We start from the raw sequence: 1667 nt of genomic DNA, 5'->3' as shown, positions 1-1667 counted from the left end.
TACCTTACCAAGAAACCACCGACCCAAGATGGGGCAAGGTTAAGATGTATCACAAGGACATATTGGCAGAAGTGTTTCATCTATCTAAATTTTTATAAGGAAGTAAAAATGCAAAATACCAAAGAAAATCAAGCCACCATCGGCAATTTAATTGATGAGCTGATTGATAGTGTTGTTGATGATAATACACACGATAACTGTGTTCAACGTCAGATTGACAAATTAAAGCAGGTCATTTTTAGTGATGGTTGGATTAGTGTTGATGATGAGCTGCCAACCATATCAGACCAATACTGGGTTGCTTATTGTGCTGTACATAAAACCAACCGAAGCGAAAAATTGGAATTTGATTATTGTACTGCACATTTTAATGAATTTGAAAAACGATGGTATGTCAAAGACCAAATGTTTTACACCCAAAGGCAGTGTAAAGTTATGTACTGGCAACCCTTACCAGAGTTTCCACATTACCCATTAACAACCGTTACCCCAACCAACAAAGGAGTTAAACAAATGACTAAATTACTGACCCCACAAGAAGTCTTACAGGCTCTACTTAATGGTAAAGCCGTTGAATACAGAGTGTATGATGAAACAGATACTGACCCTGACAAGTGGTGGGACAGATTGTATGTAGATGACTACCCCATTTCTTGTTTGCTAAATGGAGAATATCAATTCCAATTAGCCCAAGAGATGATTACGATTGGCAATGTTTCATTTCCCAAAGCCTATCAAGGTGAGATGGAATATGGCAGAACCTACTATGTGCCATCAGTGAATAGTGTGGACTTGTATTCAGCACTTGAATGGGAAGACGACTTAACAGATTGCAGATACCTTTCATCAGGTATGTTGCACCTGTCTAAGGCAAACGCCATAGCTCATGCTGAGGCGTTGATTCGGTTGAGTGGGGGTGAGATATGAAAACCTACACAGATGGTAATATTGCACATATACAACCCATAACCACCATGCAATTACTTGCAATGCAATACAACTTTCAATCCATAATACCACTTGAACGTGTTGCTGATGATTATCTAGGCAAGATTAGTAAGACTGAGCTTCATCGTCAAGCCAAAGCTCAAAAGTTTGGATTCGCTACGTTAAATACTCGTACTGAAAAAAATCCCAAGTATTATGTCCCAATAGAAAGTCTTGCGGCATGGCTTGACAAGCTGAAAAAAGAAGCTATATTAGACCATAAAGCAACTCATAACCAAAAGCCTCTTTGAAAAAAGGGGCTTTTTTGTACACCATAATTACACCATACATAAAAATTTGTAAGGATAATTATTTTAAAAACAATATTTTATAAAAATTAGTCGTCCAATCAATCATGGGGGCAAGGCTAATTCTCTTATCTTTCATAAAATCAGTCATTTATCAAAAATCTCTTAAAATTTAAGTGGTTAATATTAAAAATTACAGTTTATTTACTTGTGCTTACTTGTTGGTAATTGTGTTTGTTTATGCTGTTATTGTGCCATTTTTAAACAATTTTCTTATGGTATAAATCTTGGGGATGGGTAGAATATACAACCAAAGATAGCCAGATGCACCACCGCTTATGCCACAAAAGATATTCTCAAAAGTATACGCATTATAAATCCGCCTACCCCATGCACCTCATCATGTGGCTTGCCATCTATACTACACGCAGA

2 protein-coding genes are annotated in these 1667 nt (G+C 36.9%); both read left to right on the top strand.

From position 1 onward, the window contains the following. Positions 1-108: 108 nt before the first annotated feature. On the top strand, positions 109-927 hold the full coding sequence (locus tag CEW93_RS10560; RefSeq protein WP_146416670.1) for a DUF551 domain-containing protein: 819 nt from the start codon (positions 109-111) through the stop codon (positions 925-927). After that, positions 924-1238, top strand: coding sequence for a pyocin activator PrtN family protein (locus CEW93_RS10555; RefSeq protein ID WP_089541159.1), 315 nt, complete (start codon positions 924-926; stop codon positions 1236-1238). Before CEW93_RS10560 ends, CEW93_RS10555 begins: the two co-directional genes overlap by 4 nt. Positions 1239-1667 lie beyond the last annotated feature (429 nt).

Origin of the sequence: Moraxella sp. VT-16-12 (assembly GCF_002224245.2) — a bacterium.
Taxonomy (GTDB): Bacteria; Pseudomonadota; Gammaproteobacteria; order Pseudomonadales; family Moraxellaceae; genus Moraxella.
Note: the sequence above shows the minus strand (reverse complement) of the source record. Positions and strands in the feature narration are given on the sequence as shown.